This is a genomic window from Carboxylicivirga litoralis (assembly GCF_025499605.1).
GTDB lineage: Bacteria > Bacteroidota > Bacteroidia > Bacteroidales > Marinilabiliaceae > Carboxylicivirga > Carboxylicivirga litoralis.
The window spans coordinates 1-328 of sequence record NZ_JAFMVC010000149.1; the positions used below are offsets into that span (position 1 = coordinate 1).

The following is a 328-nucleotide window of genomic DNA, read 5'->3' on the forward strand; positions in this document are numbered from 1 at the left end:
CTAGCGACAGGCCTAACACATGCAAGTCGAGGGGTAACGATGTAGCTTGCTACAGGCGACGACCGGCGCACGGGTGCGTAACGCGTATGAAACCTGCCTTATACTGGGGGATAGCCCGAAGAAATTCGGATTAATACCCCATAATATTATTAGATGGCATCATTTAATAATTAAAACTCCGGTGGTATAAGATGGTCATGCGTGACATTAGCTAGTTGGTGAGGTAATGGCTCACCAAGGCAACGATGTCTAGGGGTTCTGAGAGGAAGGTCCCCCACACTGGTACTGAGACACGGACCAGACTCCTACGGGAGGCAGCAGTGAGGAA

At 50.3% G+C, this 328-nt stretch carries 1 rRNA gene; it reads left to right on the forward strand.

The window, feature by feature from the left end:
- Positions 1-328 (forward strand): 16S ribosomal RNA (locus tag J1N10_RS21170); the annotation flags it as partial.